Source organism: Pseudomonas sp. BBP2017, from assembly GCF_003024385.1.
Taxonomy (GTDB): domain Bacteria; phylum Pseudomonadota; class Gammaproteobacteria; order Pseudomonadales; family Pseudomonadaceae; genus Aquipseudomonas.
Map to the genome: position 1 here is coordinate 21,524 of NZ_PVZN01000010.1, position 23,262 is coordinate 44,785.

29 protein-coding genes, 5 tRNA genes and 3 pseudogenes are annotated in these 23,262 nt (G+C 59.4%); 21 read left to right on the top strand and 16 right to left on the bottom strand.

Going from position 1 to position 23,262, the window contains the following annotated elements:
* The first annotated feature begins 105 nt into the window (after positions 1–105).
* From C6382_RS13845 to C6382_RS13865, 5 genes are all read left to right on the top strand, one after another.
* Positions 106–181, top strand: a tRNA-Asn gene (locus tag C6382_RS13845).
* A 10-nt stretch (positions 182–191) separates the two neighbouring features.
* Positions 192–268, top strand: a tRNA-Pro gene (locus C6382_RS13850).
* Between the two features lie 5 nt (positions 269–273).
* Positions 274–349, top strand: a tRNA-Lys gene (locus C6382_RS13855).
* A 98-nt stretch (positions 350–447) separates the two neighbouring features.
* Positions 448–524, top strand: a tRNA-Pro gene (locus C6382_RS13860).
* A gap of 104 nt (positions 525–628) precedes the next feature.
* Positions 629–1,150, top strand: coding sequence for a dihydrofolate reductase family protein (locus tag C6382_RS13865; protein ID WP_107024997.1), 522 nt, complete (start codon positions 629–631; stop codon positions 1,148–1,150).
* A 98-nt stretch (positions 1,151–1,248) separates the two neighbouring features.
* Here C6382_RS13865 and C6382_RS13870 read toward each other — a convergent pair whose 3' ends face one another.
* The 3 genes from C6382_RS13870 to C6382_RS13880 all read right to left on the bottom strand — a co-directional run bounded on the left by C6382_RS13870 (position 1,249) and on the right by C6382_RS13880 (position 3,600).
* Positions 1,249–2,544: an NAD(P)/FAD-dependent oxidoreductase gene (locus C6382_RS13870; protein WP_107024998.1), complete on the bottom strand. Its 1,296-nt coding sequence runs from the start codon at positions 2,542–2,544 to the stop codon at positions 1,249–1,251.
* A gap of 84 nt (positions 2,545–2,628) precedes the next feature.
* Positions 2,629–2,802 carry a DUF3094 family protein gene (locus C6382_RS13875; RefSeq protein ID WP_107024999.1) on the bottom strand — a complete coding sequence of 58 codons (174 nt, stop codon included), beginning with the start codon at positions 2,800–2,802 and terminating at the stop codon, positions 2,629–2,631.
* A gap of 168 nt (positions 2,803–2,970) precedes the next feature.
* The gene (locus tag C6382_RS13880) at positions 2,971–3,600 is read right to left on the bottom strand and encodes a DUF1780 domain-containing protein (protein WP_038606917.1); all 630 of its coding nucleotides are present in this window, start codon (positions 3,598–3,600) and stop codon (positions 2,971–2,973) included.
* A gap of 113 nt (positions 3,601–3,713) precedes the next feature.
* Between C6382_RS13880 and C6382_RS13885 the strand changes: the two genes are divergently transcribed.
* A complete protein-coding gene (locus C6382_RS13885; RefSeq protein WP_107025000.1) occupies positions 3,714–4,403 on the top strand; it encodes an energy-coupling factor ABC transporter permease in 690 nt (229 codons plus the stop codon).
* A 3-nt stretch (positions 4,404–4,406) separates the two neighbouring features.
* Here the strand turns inward: C6382_RS13885 and yacG are convergent, their stop codons facing one another.
* From yacG to C6382_RS13905, 4 genes are read right to left on the bottom strand one after another with little or no spacing between them, the layout of a single operon-like run.
* On the bottom strand, positions 4,407–4,613 hold the full coding sequence (gene yacG / locus C6382_RS13890; protein WP_107025001.1) for a DNA gyrase inhibitor YacG: 207 nt from the start codon (positions 4,611–4,613) through the stop codon (positions 4,407–4,409).
* Complete coding sequence (gene coaE / locus C6382_RS13895) at positions 4,610–5,233, bottom strand: dephospho-CoA kinase (protein WP_107025002.1); 624 nt, start codon at positions 5,231–5,233, stop codon at positions 4,610–4,612. Before coaE ends, yacG begins: the two co-directional genes overlap by 4 nt.
* Positions 5,233–6,102 (bottom strand): A24 family peptidase, encoded by an 870-nt coding sequence (locus C6382_RS13900; protein ID WP_107025003.1) that lies wholly within the window; start codon positions 6,100–6,102, stop codon positions 5,233–5,235. Before C6382_RS13900 ends, coaE begins: the two co-directional genes overlap by 1 nt.
* Before the next feature lie 2 nt (positions 6,103–6,104).
* Positions 6,105–7,313, bottom strand: a complete 1,209-nt coding sequence (locus C6382_RS13905) for a type II secretion system F family protein (protein WP_107025004.1) — start codon at positions 7,311–7,313, stop codon at positions 6,105–6,107.
* A gap of 220 nt (positions 7,314–7,533) precedes the next feature.
* Here C6382_RS13905 and C6382_RS13910 point away from each other — a divergent pair, with 220 nt between their 5' ends.
* The 6 genes from C6382_RS13910 to C6382_RS13930 all read left to right on the top strand — a co-directional run bounded on the left by C6382_RS13910 (position 7,534) and on the right by C6382_RS13930 (position 10,517).
* On the top strand, positions 7,534–7,962 hold the full coding sequence (locus tag C6382_RS13910; RefSeq protein WP_107025005.1) for a pilin: 429 nt from the start codon (positions 7,534–7,536) through the stop codon (positions 7,960–7,962).
* A gap of 63 nt (positions 7,963–8,025) precedes the next feature.
* Positions 8,026–8,101 (top strand) — tRNA-Thr (locus tag C6382_RS13915).
* Positions 8,102–8,223: 122 nt separating this feature from the next.
* The gene (locus tag C6382_RS13920) at positions 8,224–8,946 is read left to right on the top strand and encodes a zeta toxin family protein (protein ID WP_158262107.1); all 723 of its coding nucleotides are present in this window, start codon (positions 8,224–8,226) and stop codon (positions 8,944–8,946) included.
* Positions 8,947–8,955: 9 nt separating this feature from the next.
* Complete coding sequence (locus C6382_RS24155) at positions 8,956–9,120, top strand: hypothetical protein (protein WP_178082781.1); 165 nt, start codon at positions 8,956–8,958, stop codon at positions 9,118–9,120.
* Between the two features lie 151 nt (positions 9,121–9,271).
* Positions 9,272–9,475, top strand: a complete 204-nt coding sequence (locus tag C6382_RS24690; protein ID WP_371919624.1) for a transposase family protein — start codon at positions 9,272–9,274, stop codon at positions 9,473–9,475.
* 181 nt (positions 9,476–9,656) lie between these two features.
* The gene (locus C6382_RS13930) at positions 9,657–10,517 is read left to right on the top strand and encodes a CAP domain-containing protein (RefSeq protein WP_107025007.1); all 861 of its coding nucleotides are present in this window, start codon (positions 9,657–9,659) and stop codon (positions 10,515–10,517) included.
* Between the two features lie 73 nt (positions 10,518–10,590).
* On the opposite strand, the gene C6382_RS13935 is transcribed toward C6382_RS13930, so the two are convergent.
* A complete protein-coding gene (locus C6382_RS13935) occupies positions 10,591–11,628 on the bottom strand; it encodes a LysR substrate-binding domain-containing protein (protein ID WP_256589097.1) in 1,038 nt (345 codons plus the stop codon).
* 100 nt (positions 11,629–11,728) lie between these two features.
* Between C6382_RS13935 and C6382_RS13940 the strand changes: the two are divergent.
* Both C6382_RS13940 and C6382_RS13945 read left to right on the top strand, forming a co-directional pair.
* A pseudogene (locus C6382_RS13940) lies at positions 11,729–11,944 on the top strand (MFS transporter); the annotation flags it as partial.
* Positions 11,945–12,119: 175 nt separating this feature from the next.
* Entirely contained in the window at positions 12,120–12,728 is a 609-nt protein-coding gene (locus C6382_RS13945) for a LysE family translocator (RefSeq protein ID WP_107025008.1), read from the top strand.
* Between the two features lie 193 nt (positions 12,729–12,921).
* Here the strand turns inward: C6382_RS13945 and C6382_RS13950 are convergent, their stop codons facing one another.
* Entirely contained in the window at positions 12,922–13,239 is a 318-nt protein-coding gene (locus tag C6382_RS13950; protein ID WP_158262108.1) for a DUF3077 domain-containing protein, read from the bottom strand.
* A 79-nt stretch (positions 13,240–13,318) separates the two neighbouring features.
* Here C6382_RS13950 and C6382_RS24695 point away from each other — a divergent pair, with 79 nt between their 5' ends.
* Complete coding sequence (locus tag C6382_RS24695; protein ID WP_158262109.1) at positions 13,319–13,597, top strand: hypothetical protein; 279 nt, start codon at positions 13,319–13,321, stop codon at positions 13,595–13,597.
* 410 nt (positions 13,598–14,007) lie between these two features.
* On the top strand, positions 14,008–14,274 hold the full coding sequence (locus C6382_RS13960) for a hypothetical protein (protein WP_107025011.1): 267 nt from the start codon (positions 14,008–14,010) through the stop codon (positions 14,272–14,274).
* A gap of 247 nt (positions 14,275–14,521) precedes the next feature.
* Here the strand turns inward: C6382_RS13960 and C6382_RS13965 are convergent, their stop codons facing one another.
* On the bottom strand, positions 14,522–14,839 hold the full coding sequence (locus tag C6382_RS13965) for a DUF3077 domain-containing protein (RefSeq protein ID WP_158262110.1): 318 nt from the start codon (positions 14,837–14,839) through the stop codon (positions 14,522–14,524).
* Between the two features lie 78 nt (positions 14,840–14,917).
* Positions 14,918–15,145 (bottom strand): hypothetical protein, encoded by a 228-nt coding sequence (locus C6382_RS13970; protein ID WP_107025013.1) that lies wholly within the window; start codon positions 15,143–15,145, stop codon positions 14,918–14,920.
* A 481-nt stretch (positions 15,146–15,626) separates the two neighbouring features.
* Between C6382_RS13970 and C6382_RS24700 the strand changes: the two are divergent.
* Both C6382_RS24700 and C6382_RS24705 read left to right on the top strand, forming a co-directional pair.
* Positions 15,627–16,586: pseudogene (locus tag C6382_RS24700) on the top strand (cache domain-containing protein); the annotation flags it as partial.
* 261 nt (positions 16,587–16,847) lie between these two features.
* Positions 16,848–17,444, top strand: a pseudogene (locus C6382_RS24705) (methyl-accepting chemotaxis protein); the annotation flags it as partial.
* A 60-nt stretch (positions 17,445–17,504) separates the two neighbouring features.
* On the opposite strand, the gene C6382_RS13980 reads toward C6382_RS24705, so the two are convergent.
* The 3 genes from C6382_RS13980 to C6382_RS13990 all read right to left on the bottom strand — a co-directional run bounded on the left by C6382_RS13980 (position 17,505) and on the right by C6382_RS13990 (position 18,432).
* Entirely contained in the window at positions 17,505–17,702 is a 198-nt protein-coding gene (locus C6382_RS13980; protein WP_107025124.1) for a hypothetical protein, read from the bottom strand.
* A gap of 101 nt (positions 17,703–17,803) precedes the next feature.
* Positions 17,804–18,127 (bottom strand): DUF3077 domain-containing protein, encoded by a 324-nt coding sequence (locus tag C6382_RS13985; RefSeq protein WP_107025015.1) that lies wholly within the window; start codon positions 18,125–18,127, stop codon positions 17,804–17,806.
* A gap of 77 nt (positions 18,128–18,204) precedes the next feature.
* Positions 18,205–18,432 (bottom strand): hypothetical protein, encoded by a 228-nt coding sequence (locus C6382_RS13990; RefSeq protein ID WP_038606975.1) that lies wholly within the window; start codon positions 18,430–18,432, stop codon positions 18,205–18,207.
* Between the two features lie 467 nt (positions 18,433–18,899).
* On the opposite strand from C6382_RS13990, the gene C6382_RS13995 reads away from it, so the two are divergent.
* The 3 genes from C6382_RS13995 to C6382_RS14005 all read left to right on the top strand — a co-directional run bounded on the left by C6382_RS13995 (position 18,900) and on the right by C6382_RS14005 (position 21,455).
* Entirely contained in the window at positions 18,900–19,502 is a 603-nt protein-coding gene (locus tag C6382_RS13995) for a hypothetical protein (protein WP_107025016.1), read from the top strand.
* A gap of 283 nt (positions 19,503–19,785) precedes the next feature.
* Complete coding sequence (locus tag C6382_RS14000) at positions 19,786–21,102, top strand: type II toxin-antitoxin system HipA family toxin (protein ID WP_107025125.1); 1,317 nt, start codon at positions 19,786–19,788, stop codon at positions 21,100–21,102.
* The gene (locus C6382_RS14005; RefSeq protein ID WP_107025017.1) at positions 21,099–21,455 is read left to right on the top strand and encodes a helix-turn-helix domain-containing protein; all 357 of its coding nucleotides are present in this window, start codon (positions 21,099–21,101) and stop codon (positions 21,453–21,455) included. Before C6382_RS14000 ends, C6382_RS14005 begins: the two co-directional genes overlap by 4 nt.
* Positions 21,456–21,472: 17 nt before the next feature.
* On the opposite strand, the gene C6382_RS14010 is transcribed toward C6382_RS14005, so the two are convergent.
* Both C6382_RS14010 and cra read right to left on the bottom strand, forming a co-directional pair.
* Positions 21,473–22,261, bottom strand: a complete 789-nt coding sequence (locus tag C6382_RS14010; RefSeq protein WP_107025018.1) for a TatD family hydrolase — start codon at positions 22,259–22,261, stop codon at positions 21,473–21,475.
* 2 nt (positions 22,262–22,263) lie between these two features.
* A complete protein-coding gene (gene cra, locus C6382_RS14015; RefSeq protein ID WP_107025019.1) occupies positions 22,264–23,259 on the bottom strand; it encodes a catabolite repressor/activator in 996 nt (331 codons plus the stop codon).
* Positions 23,260–23,262: the final 3 nt, after the last annotated feature.

The following is a 23,262-nucleotide window of genomic DNA, read 5'->3' on the forward strand; positions in this document are numbered from 1 at the left end:
TAGAATAGCGCGCCTCAGAGACATGAACGCAGCGATGCACAAGGTCGAAGGGTTCGAAGCGGTAGTGATACAGTTTTCGAAATTGCAGTACTTGAAATTGATAGTTCCGCGATAGCTCAGTCGGTAGAGCAAATGACTGTTAATCATTGGGTCCCAGGTTCGAGTCCTGGTCGCGGAGCCAAATTTCAAACCGGGGTATAGCGCAGTCCGGTAGCGCGCCTGCTTTGGGAGCAGGATGTCAGGAGTTCGAATCCCCTTACCCCGACCATTTTTGGGTCGTTAGCTCAGTTGGTAGAGCAGTTGGCTTTTAACCAATTGGTCGTAGGTTCGAATCCTACACGACCCACCATTTTTGAATCCGGTACGCTGGGTTCAAATCTTAAAAGGTTGGAATGCCATTAGCATCCAGCCGTAAAAAAGGCGCCTTAACCGGTGCCTTTTTTTTACCGGGGTATAGCGCAGTCCGGTAGCGCGCCTGCTTTGGGAGCAGGATGTCAGGAGTTCGAATCCCCTTACCCCGACCATCTTCAGAGAAAAGGGCACCTTGCAAAGGGTGCCCTTTTTTCGTTTCTGCAGCCCTGAATATTGCCTGCTACTATCCGGCAATATCCTGCAAGGGAGCTGCCCCATGACCCTCAAAACCTCCGTGTACATCGCCACCAGCCTCGATGGCTTCATCGCCCGTGAATGCGGGGAGCTGGACTGGTTGATGGTTGCCACCCGCTCCAGCGACGACCACGGCTATGCCGCATACATGGCGACGGTCGATACCCTGGTCATGGGGCGCAACACCTACGAAAAAGTACTGACCTTTGGCGACTGGCCGTATCGGCACAAGCGGGTGGTGGTGTTGAGTACTACCCTGGGTCAGGCGGAGGGTGTCGAGGTGCATCCCGGGCCGATTGCCGGGCTGCTGGAGCATTTGCACGACACAGGTGCCAAGAGCCTGTACCTCGACGGCGGCAAAGTGGTTCAGAGCTTCTTGCGTGAAGGACGGGTGGATGAATTGACCATCACCCGGATACCCGTGTTGCTGGGCAATGGGATTCCCCTGTTCGGGGCCTTGGCGGGGGATGTGAAGCTGCAGCATGTGCGCAGCACCACTTTCGAGAATGGTTTTGTGCAGAGCACCTACCGAGTGCTCAGGTAGCAGTGGGGGCGGGCCCGCGATAAGTCCGGTACGGGCAATACATCTGCATCGTCTGTACCGGCTTTATCGCGGGGCAAGCCCGCTCCCACAGGCAAGGATCAGTGCAGCTTCAGGCGCGGCTCGGTGCCTCGGCCAATCCGGCTACCCAACATCAGCATCAGCGTACGGAACGTGCCATACAGCGCCATCTGGTGCATGCGGTACAACGACACGTAGAACATCCGCGCCAACCAGCCTTCGAGCATCACACTACCGGTCAGGTTACCCATCAGGTTACCCACCGCCGAGAAGCTCGACAGCGATACCAGCGAGCCGTAATCGCGGTAGGCGTAAGTCGGCAACGGTTTGCCTTCCAGGCGCGCCTTCAACGACTTGGCCAGCATCGAGGCTTGCTGGTGGGCGGCCTGGGCCCGGGGCGGTACGTTGCGCTCGCTGCCCGGCTGAGGGCAGGCGGCGCAGTCGCCGAAGGCAAAGATATCGTCGTCCAGGGTGGTCTGCAGGGTAGGGCGAACCACTAGCTGGTTGATCCGGTTGGTCTCCAGACCGTCAATGTCCTTGAGGAAACCCGGTGCACGAATACCCGCAGCCCAGACCTTGAGACTGGCCGGGATCACATCGCCATTGCTGGTTTTCAGCTCGGTTGCCGTTACTTCACTGACCGAGGCATTGGTCATCACCGTGACCCCGAGCTTTTCCAGGGTCTGGTGCACTGGCACGCTGATACGCTCCGGCAAAGCAGGCAGTACCCGCGGACCCGCTTCGATCAGGGTGATGTGCATGTCCTTGGGCTGGATGCGGTCCAGGCCGTAGGCAGCCAGTTCGTGCGCCGCGTGATGCAGTTCGGCGGCCAGTTCCACGCCGGTTGCGCCAGCACCGACAATCGCCACGCTGATGGTTTCGTTGGCCTGATCGCCGGCATGGGCGCGCAGGTAATGGTTGAGCAGCTGCTGATGGAAGCGTTCGGCCTGCTTGCGGGTATCCAGGAACAGGCAGTTCTGGGCCGCGCCGAGGGTGCCGAAGTCGTTGGTGTTGCTGCCTACGGCGACCACCAGGGTGTCGTAGCCCAGGGTGCGCGCAGGCAGCAGCTCGCGGCCCTCTTCGTCGAGGGTTGCGGCCAGCTGGATCTGTTTGCTCTCGCGGTCCAGGCCACTCATGCGGCCGAGCTGGAACTGGAAGTGATTCCACTTGGCCTGGGCCACGTAGTTCAGTTCGTCTTCCGAGGAATTCAGCGAGCCTGCAGCCACTTCGTGCAGTAATGGTTTCCAGATGTGCGTCAGGTTGGTGTCGACCAGGGTGATGCTGGCGCTGCCCTTCTTGCCCAGGGTTTTACCCAGGCGGGTCGCCAGTTCCAGGCCGCCGGCGCCGCCGCCGACAATCACAATACGGTGAGTCATGGGGATATCTCATAAGGTTTACGGAATTCGGGTCGTGAGTCATCGGCCGCTCAGGGCGGGCGGTTCGGGCGAGCGCAAGGCAGCTCATAGCACCAGGTTACTCAAGAGGCGGCTCAACAGGCCCAGGCCAACAGTCACCAGCACCACCATGCAAAGGAGCAGCCACGGCCGGAAAGGCTTGCGCTCGACTTGATGCTGGGGTGCTTGCAGGTATTGATCGACACGACGTTGGTCTTCGGGATTCAGGCGGCTGGTCATGAGGGCCTCGTCAGGTAGACGCTTGTGACTGAAAGGAAGCTACAGGGTTCACTGTAGTTGTTTGAGCAAGGCCCATGGCGCAGTCACGCGGCGGTCACTATGACGAATGATTGCGCTTTGTATCACCGCCGTGCAATTTATGCCATTGCGCGTTGGCAGGGGGCCAGCTCAGAGGCTGATGCCGACATCGAAAACAATGCTGCGGCCCAGGTTGCCACGCAGAAAGTCTGGCGCGTCCGGGTGGGCGAACAGCACCCGGGCGAAGGTCGGCCCGACCAGCGACAGCGAGCGCCAGCCCTGGCGCAGGTACTCGGTGGGCGGCGGGAAGTGGCTGTTGAGGTCGAGCACTTCGCGCTTGAGGCTGGCGAAGGCGATGATGTCCAGCTCACTCAGGTCGAGCCCGCGCTCCTGGTAGTTGTGCGATTTTTTGCGCAAGGTCGGGGCCAGGCGCTGCAGCAGCTCCTGGGCACTGATCCGCCGCGGCCGCGCTTCACGCCGCACCAGTTGGCTGAGGGAAAAGGCGCTGCGCCGCCGTTGCAGTTCTTCGCGCCATTCGTCGTTAAGCCGGCGACCTTCGTCGAGGACGAAAAACACTTCAAAGGCAGCATCGCGAAACAATACGTCAGGCGGCTCCTGGCCGGCGGGGGTGAAGTCCTCGCTACGGTAAGGAATGTTCAAGCCTTGCAGCAGGCGCTGGCAGACCCAACGCTCACGTTCCCATTTACGGGCATTGGAAAGAAACGCATTGGCTTGTTCGGCCTGAATGGTGAGCAGGCGCAAGTAGTCTGAGTCGTCCATGGGGACAAGCTTAGCGTTCAATTGTGGCTTAATGAATAAAGTCGTTCGCGGCGCTGCTCACAGCGCGCGGGTGTAGACTGCCAGCACTTCCATCGCAGAAGGGCCCTGCTGCCGTGATTGATGCTCAAGTGCTGTCTGACCACAGCCTGACCCTGGGCTGGGTCGGCTACGTCGTGCTGTTGGTGTGGGCGGTGGCGCGTACGCGTTGGGTAGAGTTGTTCACTGACAGTCGCCGTCAGCACCTGCTGTTCGGTACGGTGTTCGCGTTGTTTGCGCTGTGGTTGGTGCGCCGCGACTTCGACAATGGGGTGTCGTACCACTTCATAGGCATGACCGCAGTCACCTTGCTGCTGGATTGGCCGCTGGCGATTGTCGGCGGCTTGCTGGCCCAGATCGGGCTCATTTGGATGGGGCGTCAGGACCTGGCCGCCATGGGCGTCAACGGCCTGTTGTTCATCGGCCTGCCGGTGCTGGTCACCGAAGCCTGCGCCATTCTGGTCGAGCGTGTACAGCCGAAAAACCTGTTCGTTTATATCTTCTGTTCGGGATTTTTTGCCGCAGCCTTGGCGGCACTGCTGTGCCTGCTGATCGGTCTGGGCCTGTTATGGTATGACGGGCTTTTCGTGATGCCGGAGTGGATCGAAGACTTTATCGGCTACCTGTGGCTGATCATCTTCCCTGAAGCCTTTATCAACGGCATGCTGGTCAGCGCCCTGGTGGTGTTCTGCCCGGAGTGGCTGGAGACCTTCAACCGCACCCGCTACCTGCAGGCGCCGTGGAAGGACGACGACTCCGGGCGCTGAGGTTCAATGGTGGGCGCGCGGATCGAGCTCGCCGGAAAACAGTTCGTCTTCAGCATCCGGTGCGACCGGGATCTTGTGCTCTTCAGCGGCCCAGGCGCCGAGGTCGATCAGCTTGCAGCGATCGGAACAGAACGGCCGGAACGGGCTGGCGTCGTTCCACTCAACAGGGGCGCCACAGGTCGGGCATTCTACGGTCAGGGGTTGGCTCATGCTTGGCCTCCTCGCAAAGTCAGATAAAAGTGATGCAGGCGGTCGACCTCCGAATGTAACCAGGACAGGTCACGGTCATTGACCAGCACATCGTGGGCGTGGCGCAGGCGCTCTTCGCGGCTGGCCTGGGCCTTGAGAATGGCCTGCACCTGTTCGGCGCTGGTCTGGTCGCGCTGCAGGGTGCGTTGGATTTGCAGCGCCTGCGGGGTGTCGATCACCAGCAGGCGTTGAGTACGCTGATACTGGCCCGACTCGACCATCAGCGGCGAGACAAATACTGCATAAGGCGACTCGGCCTTGGCCAGGTAGCTGAATATCTCCTGACCGATCAGCGGATGCAGCAGCGCTTCCAGCCAGCGCCGTTGCTCAGGGTCGCGGAAGATCAGCTCGCGCAACGCCGCACGGTTCAGTTGGCCATCTTCCTGCAGCACACCCGCACCGAAGCGCTCGACGATACGGGCCAGCGCCGGACGCCCGGGCTCGACCACCCAGCGCGCGGCCTGATCGGCATCCACCAGGTGCACACCCAGTTCGACAAAGCGCTGGGCCGCGGCGCTTTTGCCGCTGCCGATGCCGCCGGTGAGGCCGAGAATCCAGGGAGTGAAAGCAGCGGTGGTCATCACATTCCAGAGAAATTCAGATAAGAAGTGGTTATTTGACCACCCCAGAGCAGTGCGATCCAGCCCGCGATGGCCAGATAAGGACCAAAGGGGATCGGGGTGCTGGCCTTCTGGCCTTTGAGGCGCAGCATGATCAGCCCGATCACCCCACCCAGCACCGACGACAGCAGCAGGGTCAGCGGCAGGATCTGCCAGCCCCCCCAGGCACCGAGCAGTGCCAGCAGCTTGAAGTCGCCGTACCCCATGCCCTCTTTACCGGTGATCAGTTTGAACAGCCAGAACACCGACCACAGGCTCAAATAGCCTGCGACTGCGCCCCACAGCGCATCTGACAAGGGCACGAAAAGTTCGCAAGCGTTGACGATCAGCCCTGACCACAACAGCGGTAGCACCAGAGAGTCGGGCAGCAGCCGGTGCTCGATGTCGATCAGGCTCATGGCCAACAACCCCCAACTCAATAGCATCAGAGCCAAAGCAGGGGTGTTGGCGCCCAGGTACCAGGCGACAAATACCGTCAATGCCGCGCAGCCCAGCTCTACCAGCGGATAACGGGCACTGATGGCGCTGCCGCAACTGTTGCAGCGCCCGCGCAACAGCAGGTAGCTCAGCACCGGAATGTTTTCCCAGGCGCGAATGCGGTGCCCGCAGTGCGGGCACTGTGAAGCCGGCAAGAACAGATCGTAACGTTCAGGCTCAGACTTGCTGGGCAGCTCCAGCACCTCCCGCGCTTCAGCCTGCCACTGGCGTTGCAGCATGATCGGCAAGCGGTGCACCAGCACGTTGAGAAAACTGCCGACAATCAGCCCCAGAAGCAGGGCAACGCTCAAGTAAAGCAGCGGCTGGCTGGCCAGCTTATCCATCAGGTCCATGTTCAGATCACACTACCCAGCTGAAAGATTGGCAGGTACATGGCGATCACCAGGCTGCCCACCAGCAGCCCGAGAATCAGCACGATCAGAGGTTCGAGCAAGCTGGCCAGGTTATCGAGCAAGCGCTCGATGGCGCTTTCGTAATGGCTGGCGACTCTGGCGAGCATATCGTCCAGCGTACCGCCTGTCTCGCCGATGGCGCACATCTGTTGCATCAACCGCGGGAACAAACCGCTGCTGGCCATCGCCAGGCTCAATGACTGGCCGCTGGCGAGGTCTTTGCGCAAGCGCAGTACTGCTTGCTCGTACAGCGGATTGCCGCAAGCACCTGCCACCGGTCCCAACGCCTCCACCAGCGGCACACCTGCGGCGAAGGAGGTGGACAGCGTGCGGGCGAAACGGGCGAGGGCGGCGTTGCTCAACAAATTACCCACTATCGGCAGCTTCAGCGCCAGGCCCAGGCACCACAAACGAAACACCGGCTGGCGCTGATAGGCCCGGCACAAACCCCAGACACTGCCGACCAGGCACAGCAGCAACCAGCCAACGTACTGCCCCAACCACTCGGACAAACCGATCACCCGGCGGGTGAATGCTGGCAGCTCCGCACCGAAACCGCTGAACATCGTCTGAAACTGCGGCACCACCTCAAGCAACAACAGGCTGGAAACACCGAGCCCGGTCAGCAGCACGATCAGTGGATAGGTCATGGCCTTTTTCAACCGCGAGCGCAGCGCCTGGCGATGCTCCTGCAGACTGGCGACCTGTTCAAGCACGCTTTCCAGGCTGCCGGACTGTTCCCCGGCCGCAATCAGATTGCAGTACAGCGCATCGAAATAGCCGGGATGCCGACGCAACGCATCCGCCAGATTGCAGCCCGCGCCGATATCGGTTTTCAGCGCACCCAGCAGGCTGATCAGCGCCGGGTTGCTGCTGCTCTGGGCAATCACCTCAAGCGCTTGCAACAGCGCGACACCGGAGCAGATCAAACTGGCCAGCTGGCGGCTGAACTGGCTCAACTCGCGGCTACCCAGCGAGCCTTGCCTGAGCCACAAGCTGGCCTGTACCCGTTCGATACTTAGTGGGCGAATACCGCGTTTACGCAACTCGGCGCGCAGCAGGGCGGGGCTGCGCCCACTGCTCTGGCCGCTGACCAGCGCCCCTTGTGCCGTAGTGCCTTGCCAGCTGTAGCTATAGGTTTTTCCGGTCATCGCAACATCCTTGCGGCGTGGCCCGCACAAACCCGGAAACAGCTTCGGGGCAAGTGCCGCGAGCAGGAGTGCCCGCTGCTCACTAGAGTAGTCGAGTCGGCATGACCGAATGACCGGCACAGGGTGACAAAAGGTGTCTATTCGGGCCTACTGGCGCGCCTGTTGGCGGCCCGGCCCTGAGCGCTGCTGACCAGAACCGATTTTGCGAGGGAGAACGTCCATGAAAGGACAACGCGGCATTACCTTGATCGAACTGATGATCGTCGTAGCGATCATCGGCATCCTGGCGACCATCGCCTTGCCCATGTACACCAACCACCAGGTACGGACCAAAGCGACTGCCGCCCTGGTCGAGATTTCCGCCCTGAAAACCCCGTTCGATCTGCGCATGAACGAAGGTAAAGATGTCACTGACGTCACTGCCCTGGGCGGCCAGGCGACGACCACCAATTGCAGCATTACCGCCAACGGCACGGCTGCCACTGGCGTAGGCAGCATCGTCTGCACCCTGGTCGATGCTCCGGCTACTGCCTTGGGCAAAACCCTCAGCCTGACCCGCTCGGCCACAGGCTGGGCGTGCACCAGCACCCTAGAAGAAGACCTCGCCCCAGCCGGCTGCAAGCCTGCTGAAGTAGCCCCGGCGAAGTGACTATTAGCTGTTATTAAACAGTGATTTGCGTAAGCGATCCGGCAGTGGTAGCGTTGGTGCCACGCCGGTGTAGCTCAGTCGGTAGAGCAGCGCACTCGTAACGCGAAGGTCGCAGGTTCGATTCCTGTCTCCGGCACCAGAATTGTCGATAGTGTTCAGTTACTCTATCGGGCTGATGAACCGCCTTCGGGCGGTTTTTTGCTTCTCGGGGCGGCTGAATGGCTAACCCGAGTGAGAAGCTTGTCTCAGAGGATGCGACGGATGCCCTTTACGGCCGATGAGCAGCGGATTTGGGATGATGCGATAGCCTTCGCGAGGAGCAACAAGAAGGCTATCGGACGACGTCTGACGTCAATCGATATCTATCCGGCTGAAGAGGAGCCCGTCTCGGTTTTCATGTCAGGGTCTCCGGGTGCAGGCAAGACCGAGGCGTCGATTGCCTTGGTGACCCTCTTCTCCAATTCTGCGATCCTGCGCATAGATCCAGACGAACTGAGAAGTGAGTTCCCTGAGTACAGGGGAGGGAACGCCTATCTTTTCCAAGGCGCCGTCTCGATTCTTGTTTCCAAGATTCTCGACTTCGCGCTGGATAGAAGGCAGTCGTTTTTGCTCGACGGCACCCTGGCGAATCTCGACGTTGCGAGACAAAATGTCGACAGGTCCCTGGCCAAAGGACGATACGTCCAGATCCTCTACGTCTACCAGAATCCCTTGCTGGCCTGGGAGTTCGTGAAAGCGCGAGAGCAGGCTGAAGGCCGGCGGATCCTCGTGGAGCATTTCGTCGAGCAGTATTTTGCGGCGCGTGACGTCGTGAACAGGCTTAAGCTAGAGTATGGTAAAGACATCCACGTCGACCTCCTGCTGAAGCACATCGACAATTCGGACCGCCTCTACAAGGCTGGGGTCGAAAAGATTGACTACCATATCCCCGAGCGCTTCACCCGCGAGCAGCTGGTTGCCGCGATTGGGAACGCAATGCCCTAGGAGCTACCCATGAACCCGTTCAAGTCACGTTCTGAGAAGGTCAAAAGCCCCTTCGCTGAATTCATTCGCAATGCGAAATCTGACGAGAAGAAGCGTATCTACAGCACTGTCCTGATTGAGGCGACCAAGCGTCAAAATGAAATCATGGTTGCAGCGCAAGTGAAGAACGCTTGATCCGAAGTGCGTTACAGGAAGCCCGGCTAAAAGCCGGGCTTTTCTTTGGTTCTTCACGGAATACTGGGAAACACAGAAACAAGAACGCCGATTTGATTGATGATGTTCGTGCGAGCAAGCACATCTAAAAAACCGGCGTTAGATCGATCTCATCCCCCAGACTACCCGATTTCCTACTTGCAGCGGTTGCAACGAGCCCAGCACAACCACACATGAATACTGTCGGCGGCTCATCCGAGACCTGCCCATCCTTGGGCGACTGGTGCGGCTAAACGTCGAGCTCAGACGAGTTGGATGTAGTGCTTGCGGCAAACGAATGGAGGCTGTCAGCTGGCTTGCCCTGAACAGTCACTAGCGATCTTCCGCTATTGGCCGTTTTTTGCCAGTCTGACATGCAGGAGTCAGCCTGGAACGGAGGCATTGCTCCGACAATAAATTTATCCCTTTTGCTCGTGAACCTTGTGTTGAAGACCGCAGTCTTAGCCGAGCCCTTTTATCGGCATTACCGCCGTCATCCCATCAGAGCTGTTCGCCCCATGCGCCAAGCCATTCGCTGCTCCCGCATTGTCTCACTCTGCCTCATTCCTTTGCTCCCCCTGTTCGCCAGCCCCGCCCATGCCGGCGGGGTAAGGCAACTGGTGGAGGCGATCAACGATTACCGTGCCCAGCCACAGCGCTGTGAGAGGCGCATGGTTCAGGGCTCGACACCGCTGGTGTTGCAGTCGAACCTGGCGTTGCCGATCGGCTATGGCGGCGGTTTGCGGGAGGGGTTGAAGGCTGCCGGCTATCAGGCAGTGACGGTGCGGACCATCCGTCTGGTCGGCGCGCAAGATGCCGAGGAGGCCTTTGACATGCTCCAGAGCGACTACTGTGCAGCCCTGCTCGATACCCAATTTGCCGATATCGGCGTCAGTCGCGCCCGGAACGAGTGGCGGGTGGTGCTGGCGCGGCCCTTGCTCGATGCGCAGCTCGGCGATGGGCGATCCACGAGCAAAGCGTTGCTGACACAGGTCAACGCAGCACGGGCGAAGCCGCGCCTGTGTGGTCGCCAGCGCTTCGCGGCTGCACGTCCGTTGACCTGGAATACCGCCCTGGGGGCGGCGGCGCAGAGGCACAGTCGAGCGATGGCCAACGGCAATTACTTCGCGCACCGTGACCCCGACGGTGATTTGCCGGCAGACCGGGCGCGGGATGCCGGCTACCGTGGCCGTCAGATCGGCGAGAATATCGCCGCCGGCCAGGACTCACCGAGCAAGGCGATGGCAGGCTGGCTGGCCAGCCCCGGGCATTGCGCCAATCTGATGAACCCGATGTTTACCCAGGTGGGCGCGGCCTATGCCGCGAACTCGCGTAGCGATGAGGGCGTGTATTGGACGATGCTGTTCGGCGCTCCTTGAGGGCGCGCGAGCCCCGGCGGGTCAGTCGTCCGCGTCCTGATGCTCTGCCAAAAGCGGGCGATGAGAAGACAAATCAGGAAAAGGTTTTACGCTCGTTTGGCAGCGACTCAGCGCCGATCTCTTCGCGTGTCCGGTTCGCCATATGGCTCAGTTGCGGTCGGTCAGAAGCAGTCGCTGGACTGGCGCACTGCGGGCCAGCGGGCGTTAATGAAGGCGGTGCACTGGTGGTGTCCTGCTGGAACTGGGAGAACATCCAGTCGATGAACACCTGGGTCTCGGCGACCGCATCCTGGGACACTCCATAGTAATAACGGGTCAGTGGCAGGCGCAGATGGGGCAGGGGGTTGTACAGGCGGCCGGTGGCAAGATCTTTGCCCAGCAGCGAGGCTGGACACAGCGCCACGCCGAGGCCGTCGACGGCGGCTTGCAGCACCAGGTGCATGTGGTCGAACTGCAGGCTCGGCTGCCGCCGTGGCTGGGTGACGCCGGCCAGCTTGCACCATGCTTGCCAGTCCCCACTGCGGGTTCTGCCCGAGAGCAGGGTGTGGCGCAGCACATCCGTTGGCCCCTCCACCGGTATTGCCTGCAGGAGGGTGGGGGCGGCGACCAGCAGCATGTCGTCTTCGACCAGCACGTTCGGTTCTACGTTGCTCGACCAGCCCGAGCTGCCACGGCGCACCAGCACATCGAAGGCTTCCCGCGACTGCTCCGGGGCCAGGGTGCTGGTTACGACTTCAGGCTGGATATCCGGAAATTGCGCCATGAAGTCGGGTAACCGCGGAATCAGCCAGCGCACGGCAAAGGACGGGCGCACATTAATGATCACCTTGTGCGGCGCGCTGTCTCGGGTCAGGGCATTGGTGGCGTTGGCGATCTGCGCCAGGCCCAGGCTGATCTGCGCGTAGTAGGTCTGGCCGATCGGGGTGAGCACCGACTGCCGGTTGCGGCGCTCGAACAGCACCACGCCCAGGTGTTCTTCGAGCAGACGGATATGGCGGCTGACAGCGCTGTGGGTGACGTACAGCTCCTCGGCGGCGCGGCTGAAACTCTGGTGCCGCGCGGCCGAGGCGAAGGCCCGGACGGCGTTCAAGGGAGGGAGGTCGGTAATCATGTGTCTAATTTAGTCACATCAGAGGCGCAATTAAAGCGTTTGTCAGCGTCTGTACTTCACGCCACTCTTAAGGCCGCTCCTTCTGTCCCGGTCGTCGCCCATGCCAGTCACAACCACACACTCCGCAGATCGGGCTTCGCTGCGCGCCGCGCTGATCTTGAGCCTGTGCCTGCCCGGCGATGTCCTGCTCTACCTGTTGATGCCGATGCAGCCGCAGGCATTTGGCATCACCCTGGCTGAGTCTGGGATTTTGCTGGCGGCCAACCGGCTGGTGCGGATCTTCGGCTACCGCTATGTGATGAAGGGCTATGCTCGCTGGATGGCGCCACCTGCCCAGGCTCTGTGTGGCGAGCGGTAGTGGTCGCGCTATGAAGGCCTGCAGCCGTACCTCCATGTGGTTGGTGTCGGCCTGTTGTTCACCGGGCTGCTGGGGCCGTACGTGCTGTGGGCGGCCCGGACGCTGTTGAATTTCCTGCCAGGAGGCATATTGCATGGCTAGTTACGGACTGTTTCTTATCCTCGCGGCTCTCACCGTATTAAGCCCCGGCCCCGGGGTGGTACTGACCCTCTCCAATGCCCTGCGCCACGGCTGGAGCGGTGCGCTGCCGGGGATTCTCGGCATCGCCTTGGGCGCCTTCATCGTCGCTGGGCTCTCGGCCAGCAGCGTGGGGCTGATCCTGGCGACCTCGGCAACAGTGTTCACCGTGCTCAAGTACGTCGGCGCCTTGTACCTGCTGTACCTGGGGGTGAAGATGTGGCGGACCCAGCGTTTCATCCCTGCGCTCACTGTGACCGCCACGCAACCCTGGCGGCGCTTCGTCGAAGCGTTGTCGATCCAGCTGCTCAACCCCAAGGCCGGTTTCTTCTTCCTGGCGGTGTTCCCACAGTTCATCAGTCCGCAGGACAACTACTACCGCCAGTTCTTCCTGCTGGTATCGTCCTACGCGTTGCTGGTCGTGCTGGTGCACACCGGCTACGCGCTGATGGCCAACGGCGCCAGGGGCTGGTTGTTGACCAACCGCGGCGCGCGGATCGTCGGCAAGCTCTCGGGCATCACCTTCTTCTGTTTTGGTGTTCTGATGGCCTCGACCAGTAAATGAACCGCTTCGAACCACGTGAACCAGGAGGCTGCATGGCCAGGAAGGCACTCGAATTTCTGTTGCCGGAGGAAGACCGAGCGCAACTGCAGAAGATCGCCCGGTCAGGGCTGATGCCCTATCTGAGCGTCATCCGGGCGTCGATGGCCAGGAGGATCTGCTGCGCGGCGGGCTGCCCAAGGTTCTGGCTGTGGGCTCAACCTGCCTCGCAAGTGTTGTCCGCACGCCCAACCGCCATTCCATGTGCCATATCCTCAACCAGGTCCTTGGCCATTCCGCTCAGGTAGTGTGCTGCACAGACCATCGCCTCATCCTGCTCAAACAATACGTGATGGGTCAGTTTGTTTACGCAACCCATAAGTAGCGCCGCTTGTTCCAGAACAAAATCCGCATTGTGTCCAGGCTCAACCCGGAACAGGCGTTCAGCGGCCGTCCCGCTCGCGCCTTCTCCGAACACCCCGACATCTGTTGTTTTTAAACCTGTACTGCTGGCTTCAATCGAGTCCTCGCTCATCCATTTTCTCCCGGTATGCATACGCCCTAAGCAGCCAGCCTTGCCTCAGCAACGCTGGCGCTCGCCTGCAGGTACCTCAGTGCTGCGACTGAACCTTGCTCAAGGCCACTTCAACCAAACTTCGGGCGTTGTCGATTTCGTGCATGGTGGACAAGGTCAGGATCTGGCCTGGGGAGCTGGAATGGAGCAGGACTGTTTGCTGCGCCACGGTCATAGCGCAGACCAGGTATTCGGAGATTTGAACGAGGATATCTTCGAGAGATTGGTGGGGATGAAGCGGTGGATCAGGGGCGATTTTAACATGACGAACTCCGACATCGGCCTGTCAAAACCGGTCGTTGAAATTGGTAACGACTGATCGAGACTAGTGCCCTGGCGGGACCACTGCAGTGACTTGAAAGCCGCAAAAGTATGATTCGAAAACGGACTACATGGAATCGGGAAATTCTGATGATTCGTTGCTCCGATGCAGCCTCTTTGCTTACAAATCGAGCAACTAAAGCATGGCCAGCACCGAGTTCACGAAAGAAGATAAGCCCCTTCAGCGCGTAATCCTGCTCGTGATGCCGGGATGCCTATGCGAGACCTCGCGCGACGCTCACCGACCTTACATCTGCTGCCCTTGTGGGGTGGCTTATGTCGTCCTATCGTTAACTGTCTAACTCCAACGAATTTTTTCCTTATGCGCAGAACTCTAACCTCGGTCAGCACGTGCAGTGAATGACAGTGGCACGAAGTGATCGAGTACTCTGGAACAGGAGAAAGATCATGATTCGCAAGTACTATTTAGCCGCCCTGACCACACTGGCCATTGCAGCTGGCAGCTTCTGGGTGCCGACGCTGACCTACGCGACCGATCAGGCGGACCAACGGCAGGAGTCGCGAGATACCAAGCAGGAAGGGCGCGACGCCGCCCGGGAAACCAAAGAGGAATGCAAGGAAGGTGATGAAAAGAGCCGGGCCGAATGCCGCCAGGACAAGCGCGACACCAAGCAGGATACCCGCGACACCGCTCGTGACATCAAATACCCATAACTTCAATATCGCCACCGAGCATCAGCCGGGGACGGAGAAGGGTTGATGCCCTCGGTTCCCACGCCACTAGCTGGCGCTGCCTATGTACTGGACGGGGCCGCTATGGAAGCCAGCGCAAACCGGCGAGAACCTGTGGTGTCGGCTGGCAGGTTAGACGCTGTGCCTTGAGTCGCAGTTGGGCTCGAAAATGCCTTTGGTGACGGGAGGCGCGCGCAAACCTGCTACAAAGCCGGAAATGAGAAAGACATCATCTCGCATCGTTAATATTGTCCGAACATCCCAGCATCATCCCATGCGCCACGTCTTCTACCATTGCCTTGGCCATCCCGCTCAGGTAATGGGCTGCACAAATCATCGCTTCATCCTGCTCAAACAAAACATGCTGGGTGAGCTTGCTCACACAACCCATCAGCAGCGCCGCTTGTTCCAGAACAAAGTCGGCGTTGTGCCCAGGCTCAACCCGGAACAGGCGGTCAGCAGCCGTCCCGCTCGCGCCTTCTCCGAACACCCCGACACCTGTTGTTTTTAATCTTGTGCAGCAGCCTCCAATTGAATCCTTGTTCATGCATTCCTCCCCTGACATGCACTGCGCCCTAAGCTGCCAGCCTTGCCTCAGCAACGCTGGCGCTCGCCTGTAGATCCCTCAGTGTTGTGACTGAACCTTGCTCAACGCCACTTCAACCAGACTTCGGGCGTTGTCGATTTCGTGCATGGTGGACAAGGTCAGGATCTGGCCTGGGGAGCTGGAATGGAGCAGGACTGTTTGCTGCGCCACGGTCATAGCGCAGACCAGGTATTCGGAGATTTGAACGAGGATATCTTCGAGAGATTGGTGGGGATGAAGCGGTGGGTCGGGAACGATCTTCAGCATGTGAACCCCTAGAGCCAGCTGGGCTGCTACAGACTTGCTGTCAAACAAGTAGGTGGCAGCTGTACGCGGGTTGACAGACCGAGGACTCTAGAACTCGGCGCACACGAGGTGCCCCACGTACAACCGCCATAAAGCGTGCACATGCTCTAGATGTCCTGAGCGGCCTGTCAAAGCCGGTCGTTGAGTGCCAACGACATGGCGAGACTAGAACGCTACCCAGAGCATCGCAATGGCTTACGCGCGGCAAAAGTATGATTCGGAAACGGACTACAGGGAATCGGGAAATTCTGAAGATTCGTTGCTCTGATGCAGCCTCTTCAATACCCCACCTAATGCGATCAACCACCCCCTCCACCCCTCAAGGTTTCCCCCCTACAACCGATACCAATCAAATGTCCCGGTAAAAAGACCTACTGAACACACCATGAACAAAAATCTGCGTTTCAGTCACAAAATTCTTTTGGTCGCGTCATTGATCGTGATGCTCGCCTTTACCCTGTTCACCCTGTACAGCGACTATCTGCAGCGTAATGCGACGCGCATCAATCTGGAAAACTACCTGGCTGAAATGGGTGCATCGACGTCCACCAATATCCGCAACCTGCTGGAGGGGCGGATCAGTCTGGTGGAAAACCTGGCACAGAACATTGCGCAGGCGCCAGCCAACGCCGAGACGCTGATGGGCCAGAACGCCCTGATCTCGAGTTTCCTCACCGTCTACCTGGGCAAGGTCGATGGCGGTTTCAGTGTTCGTCCAGACGCCAAGATGCCCGACGGCTATGATCCGCGCACCCGCCCCTGGTACAAGGACGGTATGAGCGCCAGCGGCGCGATTCTCACGGAGCCCTATATCGATCTGACTACCAACAAGATGGTCATCGGCATCCTCAGCAAGGTCTCCGGCAGCATCGGTGTGGTTGGGGGCGATCTGGCGCTGGATGGCTTGGTGGAAATCATCAATTCGCTGAACTTCGGCGGTATGGGTTATGCCTTCCTGGTCAATGACCAAGGCAAGATCCTGGTCCACCCGGACAACGCGCTGGTGATGAAGTCGCTGTCGGATCTGTACCCTACGCACACACCGAAGCTGTCTGGTGAGCTGACCGAGGTTGAGGCCAATGGCCAGGCCCGTCTGCTGACCTTCGCGCCTATCAAGGGCCTGCCCTCGGCCAATTGGTACATCGGTCTGTCGGTGGACAAGGACAAGGCCTATGCGATGCTCAGTGATTTCCGCACCTCGGCAATCATTGCCACGTTTATCGCGGTGGTCATCATTATCACGCTGCTCGGCCTGCTGATCCGTGTCTTGCTGCAACCGTTGAACACGATGATCCGGGCTATGGAAGACATCGCCGAAGGTGAAGGTGATCTGACCAAGCGCCTGACCATCCACAGTCAGGACGAGTTCGGTGCTCTGGGTACTGCGTTCAACCGTTTCGTTGAGCGTATCCACACCTCTATCCGTGAAGTGTCGTCGGCCACCGAGCAGGTCAACGAAGTGGCCATGCGGGTGGTTAGCGCTTCCAACTCGTCGATGGTCAATTCCGACGAGCAATCCAATCGGACCAACAGCGTCGCGGCCGCGATCAACGAGCTCGGTGCAGCCGCCCAGGAAATCGCCCATAACGCCGCTCAGGCTTCGCAACAGGCAAGCTCGGCGCGTCACCTGGCCGAAGAAGGTCAGCAGGTGGTCGATCGCAGCATTGCCGCAATGAATCGTCTGTCGGATCTGATCTGCACGTCCAGCTCGCATATCGAGACGCTCAATAGCAAGACCGTGAACATTGGCCAGATCCTCGAAGTGATCACCAGCATCTCCCAGCAGACCAACCTGCTGGCGCTCAACGCCGCGATCGAAGCGGCCCGGGCCGGTGAAGCCGGGCGCGGTTTCGCGGTGGTCGCCGATGAAGTGCGTAACCTCGCGCACCGTACCCAGGAGTCGGCACAGCAGGTGCAGAACATGATTGAGGAGTTGCAGGTCGGCGCCCGCGAGTCGGTCGACACCATGGGCCAAAGCCAGCGTCACAGCCAGGACAGCGTCGAGATCGCCAATCAGGCCGGTGAGCGTCTGGGCAGCGTGACCCTGCGCATTGGCGAGATCGACGGCATGAACCAGTCGGTGGCCACCGCTACCGAGGAGCAGACCGCTGTGGTTGATTCGATCAACATGGACATCAATGAGATCAACATGCTTAACCAGGAAGGGGTGGAAAACCTGCAGTCCACCCTGCGCGCCTGCACTGACCTGGAGCAGCAAGCCGCTCGCCTGAAACACCTGGTGGGCAGCTTCCGTATCTGACCCGTTCCTGTCGAAATTCCGTGCCTACAGAAAAAAGCCCTGTAGGCGCGGGATTTGAACTCACTCGCTCTCATCATCGGGGAGTTCATCGGTAACCATTACTCGCGCATGCGCGCTGTGCTCGTCTTCGATGCGTAAGCCGAAGTAGCGGGCATCATTGGCGTCCCAAAACGCCTCGACCTGTGTCATGAGTGCGTTGTTAAGCAGCACCTCAGCACTACGCTCCAGGATGATTGAGTAACGTCTTTCGGTGTTCATTACAAAGGAGGCTCGCAACAGCTGAGGGAAGAGGCTGGGGTGAACCAGCATCGTTGCCATTATGCCGCCTCACTCATTTTCGACCGCAACCGCTCATCGTTTCATTGAGTTTTTGCCTGTCGCGGGACGTTCGAACACCCCGGCATCATCCCATGCGCCAAATCCTCAACCATCGCCTTGGCCATCCCGCTCAGGTAGTGCGCCGCACAAATCATCGCTTCATCCTGCTCAAACAGCACATGCTGGGTAAGTTTGCTCACACAGTTCATCAGCAGCGCCGCTTGCTCCAGAACAAAATCCGCATTGTGCCCAGGCACAACCCGGAACAGGCGGTCAGCGGCCGTGCCACTCGCGCCTTCTCCGAATACCCCGACACCTATTGTTTTTAAGCCTGTACTGTTGCCTCCAATCGAATCTTTGTTCATCCATTTTCTCCCGGCATGCACTACGCCCTAAGCAACCAGCCTTGCCTCAGCAACGCTGGCGCTCACTTTTGGATAACTCAGTGTTGTGACTGAACTCTGCTCAACGCCACTTCAACCAAACTTCGGGCGTTGTCGATTTCGTGCATGGTGGACAAGGTCAGGATCTGACCTGGGGAGCTGGAATGGAGGAGGACAGTCTGTTGCGCCACGGTCATGGCACAGACCAGGTATTCAGAGATCTGGACGAGGATGTCTTCGAGGGATTGGTTAATGTGAAGCGGTGGATCAGGAACGATTTTTAGCATGGTAGCCTCCCAGTGATCGGAGCCGCCACGCATCTGCTGTCAAACAAATGGGTGGCAACTGTACGCGGGTTGACAGACCGAACACCGGGGAACTCGGCGCACACGAAGGTGCCCCACGTACAATTGCCATAAAGGTTTGCACATGTTCCGCGATGATATCGGCCTGTCAAAGCCGGTCGTTGAAATTGGCAACGACCGGTCGAGACTAGGCCCCTCGCGGGACCACTGCAATGGCTTGAAAGCGGCAGAAGTATGATTCGGAAATGGACTACAGGGAATCGGGAAATTCTGAAGATTCGTTGCGCTGATGCAGTCTCTTTGCTTGAAAATCGAGCAAACTGCAGCCGGGCTCGCGTTACAAATCAACCGGGCGGGGCAGGTGACCCTGCCAAAGCCCAAGCCATCATAGAGTTCTGCGTTACATACGAAGGGCAACTAATGCCCTCATTTTTTTGCTGGGGCGATGGATGAAACAAGGGCTGGTTTGGGCACTGATGCTGATGTTTGTGATCTTGACTGGCTGTGCCTCCGCGCCACCCAGGGATCAGAACAATCTCTGCAATATCTTCCGCCAATACCCTGACTGGTACGAAGACTCGCTGGAGATGCAGCAAAAGTTCGGCACGCCGCAACACGTGGCGATGGCGATCATGAAGCAGGAAAGCAGTTTCGTTCACGACGCACTGCCACCGCGTGATTACCTGTTGTGGGTGATTCCCTGGGGGCGTGTCAGTTCGGCCTATGGTTACGCGCAAGCCCAGGACCCGGTCTGGGGTGAGTACAAAAACGGCACCGGTAATGGCGGCTCGCGGGACAACTTTGATGACGCGATGATGTTCATTGGCTGGTACACCGATGGCACGCAAAAGCAGCTGGGGATCTCCAAGTGGGATACCTACAACCAGTACCTGGCTTACCACGAGGGGCGCGGTGGTTTCAGCCGCGGGACCTATCGCAGCAAGCCCTGGCTGATGCAGGTGGCGCGCAAGGTTGAGCAGCAGTCGAAGGTCTATGGCGCGCAGCTCAAGCAGTGCCGGGCAGAGCTGGAGGAAGATACTGGCTGGTTTTAATCCAATAGGGGTTTGGAGGGGCGCTCTGCCAAGGCACGCTTCGCATAGCCGTTTGATGGTTAAAGCCAGCTTGTAGGCCTCGCGGGTGTAGAAGCGGTGTGTTCCGGCACGTTGTAGCGGTCGCACAACGCCTTGACACCGGCAGGCCTACGGACGCTGGAAATCTAATCAGCACTATAGTGCTTGTTTTCTGCGTGGATTGTTATTAACAAGAACTTTATTGCCGATTACCCTCCGTGGAGCTATATTTTGCAGCATTAAAGTTCCGATTTCCGAGGGCGTGATGGCTGAGCAACTCACTCTGCAGGCCTTCTTGGAAGGCCAGTGGCACGACGCTTTGGTACTTACCGTTCAAAATGGGCAGCGGGTGGCTGACAGTGCCTGCTCTACTGCCTATAGCCAAGGCTACCTGCTGGAATTCATCGAAAGCATGGGGTCTGCTTTCGAGCCCGCTGTCAGTGTGAATTTGCCGTTGAGCTGGACCGCGACGGATACCGTCGGGTATCCCGCCTTTGTCTACGACATCGTTCCCGCCGGTGCGGCGCGTAAATCCCTTGAAGCCCGTTTCGGGCACGAGAAGCCCGAAGGGATGGATATGGAGTTGTTCCTGTTCAAACGCTGCACGCCAGCCCCTGTTGGGCACTTGCGCGTCAAGGAGTCGAGCGAGCATATCGATCCCGCCAGGGACATCGCTTTCCCACGGCAAGACGTTATTGAGCGGTCGAACGATTTCCTTGAATACGCCTATGAACTCGGCGCCGCCATGGGGGGCGCAACCGGTGCGCAGGGAGAGGCGCCGAAGTTGCTGATGACCGAGGACGCCAACGGCGGTTTACATGCCGATGCAGTGCTCGCTGATGACCAGGCACACCGCCATTGGCTGGTGAAGTTCGCTCGTAACAAGGTGACTGAGCGCGATAAAGATATCCTGCGTGCCGAGTTTCATTATTACCGGGCGATCGCGGCACTGGGGCTCGATACCGTGGCGATAGATGGGTTAGCGCTGGAGGAAGCTGAAAAGCCGAGCCTCTGGATGCCACGTTTCGATAGGCGCGCAGACGGCGGCAGGGTAGAGCGTATTGCGACGGAGTCTATCTATTCAGTCTGCGCCAACACGGTACCCGGCTCGGCGATGAAGCATGAAGAGGTCGTGCAGCGGCTGGTCCATCTGTGGAAAGCAAACCAGCAGGATGAGGAGATCGATGACCTGGTGTTCGAGTACGTACGCCGTGATCTGCTCAACCGCATCCTGGGTAACTCGGATAACCATGGCCGCAACACTTCGATCTTCCGTCACAATGGACGGCTGCAGTTGGCACCTATCTATGACCTCGCGCCGATGGTGCTCGACCCAGAGGGGGTAACGCGAGTGACCAAGTGGCAGAGTGAGCGAGCAGGCTCACCAGACTGGGCTGCAGTGTGCGCCTGTTTCGATGGAGTGCTTGATACGAACCATTTGATGCACAGGTTGAAGCAGGCGGCGCAAGAGTTCCGGGCGCTTCCCGAGCTGTTGAGCGAGTTGCCTGAAGGCGTACGCAGGGCACAATCGATTCCCTTGAATAATCTGGATGTCCGTTTGGCGGAGTGGGGCCTGCAATGAAGTTGATCTCGATTGAAGAACGCCAAAAGCTCATTGAAGACATCAAGCTGCAAAATGTGGCTGGCCAGGAGACCCTCGGTACCACAATTCGCCGCTTGCGTGTCGAGGTGACCGGCCTCGATCAGGCAACCTTTGCGACCATGTGCAAAATGTCGACGAAAGCGCTTTACCAGCTGGAAACTGACAAGGGCAATCCGACCATCAATACGCTTAACGGCATTCTGCGCATCTTCGGTATGAGGATGACCCTTGGCTCAATCGGCAATATGCCGATCTTTCCCACAGAGGAGCGTACGGTGATCAAGAAGCGTGGTGCGCGACCAGCGGCTCGCAAGGCTAAGACTGGAGTGTAAGTATCAGCAGCCTTCCGTTAGCCTATAGTCGGCCAGCCAAACAACTCACACGCATTGCGCGTACTCACCTCAGCCAACCGCTCCACTTCAATCCCGATCACCTCTGCCAGCGCGATAGCAATCTGCGGCAAATGCTCCGGACTGTTGCGCTGCCCGGCATACATCACCGGCGCCATATCCGGTGCATCGGTCTCCAGCACCAGACTCTCCAGCGGCAACTGCGGCAGCACCTTGTGCAAGCGCAGTGCTTGCGGCCAGGTCGCGGCACCGCCCAAACCCAGCTTGAACCCGAGTTTGTGATATTCGCGGGCCTCTTCAAAACTGCCGGCAAAGGCATGAATGATGCCGCCACGCTTGAGCTTGTAACGCTTGAGTGTGGCGATCACCGCGGCATGGCTGCGGCGTACGTGGAGCAGGGCAGGCAGGTTGAAGTCGACGGCCAGTTGCAGCTGGGCTTCAAACCAGTGCTGCTGGCGCTCGCGGTCGAGCTCCGGCAGGTAGTAGTCGAGGCCGAATTCGCCTACGCCGCATAGCTGGCGCTCGCCGCGCAGGCGGTTCAGCCAGTCGCCCAGTTCCCGCAGATGTTCCGGGCGGTGCTGGTCGAGGTAGACCGGGTGCAGGCCGAAGGCGGCGTACAGGTGCGGGTCGCTGCTCACCAGGTCCCACACCCGTTGCCAGTTGTCCTGGTACACCCCGAGCACCACCATGCGCTCGACACCCGCAGCCCTGGCGTTGGCCAGCAGGGCCGTGCGGTCAGGGTCGAAATCCGGAAAATCCAGATGGGTGTGGGTGTCGATCAGGCGCATGTTCAGGCCTTGATGATTCGCTGTTTGAAGGTTCGCCCTACGGCGTGTACGCCTGGTTCGTAGTGTTGCTCCTCAACCGCGGCAAGCGCCAGTTTCAGGGCGATTTCCGCCATGACGCCATGTTGCTGGGCCATGGCGTTGACCGGCAGCGGCAAAAAGTCGAGCAACTGGTTATCACCGAAGGTGCCCAGCTGCAGGCTGCGCGAGTCGGCTGGGCGCGCTTGCAGTACATCGAACACGCCTTGCAGCAGCACGTAGGAGGTGGTGACCAGGGCATCCGGCAAGCCGCCGAGTTCGGCGAGCAATTCGCTCATCAGGCGCTGGCCGCACTCGCGGCTGAAGGCTTCGCCCTGATAGCGGCTGACGTTGCCGGTAAAGTCTTGCAGGGCTTCATCGAAACCACCGGCACGCGCCTGGCTGACGCTGAGCTCTGGCCGCGCACTGATCAGGGCGATGTGCGCAGGCTTGGTGGCGAGCAGGCTGCGGGTCAGTTGCAGGCTGGCGTTGCGGTCGTCGCTGACCACCGAGCAGAAATACGCCGGGTCCAGGCTACGGTCGATGGCGATAATCGGCAGGCCCTTGGCTTGCAACTGGCGGTAGCTGTCGTCACCGGTCGGCAGGCAGCTGGCGACAAACAGCGCATCGCAGCGGCGGGCACGAAACAGCTGCTGCAACTGGCGCTCGCTCTCGGGCTGGTCGTCGCTGCTGGCAATCAGCAGTTGGTAACCTTTGGCCCGGGCGCCTTGTTCCAGTTGTTTGGCAATGCGTGCGTAGCTGGGGTTTTCCAGGTCCGGGAGAATGAACCCCAGGGTTTTGGTGTGGCGGCTACGCAAGCCGGCAGCCTGCGGGTTGGGGGTGAAGCCATGGGCTTCGACCACCGCACGCACACGCTCCACCGTGCTATTGCTGATGCGTTGCTGTTCGGCTTTGCCATTGATGACATAGCTGGCAGTGGTCACGGACACACCGGCCAGACGGGCGATATCGCTGAGTTTCACCGC